Origin of the sequence: Chrysosporum bergii ANA360D (assembly GCF_029891735.1) — a bacterium.
In the GTDB taxonomy this organism is placed as follows: domain Bacteria; phylum Cyanobacteriota; class Cyanobacteriia; order Cyanobacteriales; family Nostocaceae; genus Umezakia; species Umezakia bergii.
In genome coordinates this window covers 1-875 of the sequence record NZ_JANQDH010000086.1, presented here as the reverse complement: position 1 = coordinate 875, position 875 = coordinate 1, and the positions used below count along the sequence as shown (strand labels likewise).

The following is an 875-nucleotide window of genomic DNA, read 5'->3' as shown; positions in this document are numbered from 1 at the left end:
AGTAATTTCCCTCCCTGATAGTTGAGGGTGCGGAATGTGGGTTAAATAACCCTAATTCATCTCCTTAGAGTATTTTTGCTGGGAAGAACAGCAGTTGGACAAGCATGAGCTAATCGATGGTCGCGTATATACAATGAGTGGTGGCACACAAAAATTACAGTGCCATCGCACTGTGATTTTTTATTATTAATTCGGTCTCATCAAGGGCGTTCTTCAAGTCCAGAGAAATTGTGTTCTTCAACGGTAAAATGATCTAAATTACTACGTAATACTTCTACCTGTCCATCGGTCAACCCTGAAATTTTTAGCACGTCTTCTACTTTTTTGTATGGTGAATTCTTCACTATCCAAACAGCCAATGTGGGATACAAACCAGGATACTGCTTAAATTCCCGCCTACTTGCATTATTGAGGTTAATTTTTCGACCAAAGTCAGTACCCAGCTTATCCTCGGCCGAATTTTGCAAGGCAATGAGGTTAGAAAAATTGTCCACCTTCAATCCATCAGCTAATGTTGGTTGGGAAAGAATTATTCCCAAAATTACGAATACCGCACTCAAAAACATTAATAAGCGTGTCCCAACCTGCATAATGTAAATAATCTCCTAAGATAAAAACCCTCCCAACAGTAGCATGATTTCACCAAATTTATTACGGCGGTTTTCATGTAAATAAACCACAATGATTGAACCAATTAAGCGCATCCTCTGCTGTAATATAATTTACTGCACTTGTCATGGACTCATTTAGGGCTTCTAATAGAGTTGTTGGAAAATAAGGGATAATAATCAAGCAGACAAGTAGGGTGACATTAATGTTGAACTTAGACCGCATCCTGAATCAAGAGCGACTGCTACGAGCAATGACTGGACTTA

1 protein-coding gene is annotated in these 875 nt (G+C 39.1%); it reads right to left on the bottom strand.

Features of this window, described 5'->3' with window-relative positions:
* Nucleotides 1-200: 200 nt before the first annotated feature.
* The gene (psbU, locus tag NWP17_RS12800) at nt 201-590 is read right to left on the bottom strand and encodes a photosystem II complex extrinsic protein PsbU (protein WP_280655282.1); all 390 of its coding nucleotides are present in this window, start codon (nt 588-590) and stop codon (nt 201-203) included.
* Nucleotides 591-875 lie beyond the last annotated feature (285 nt).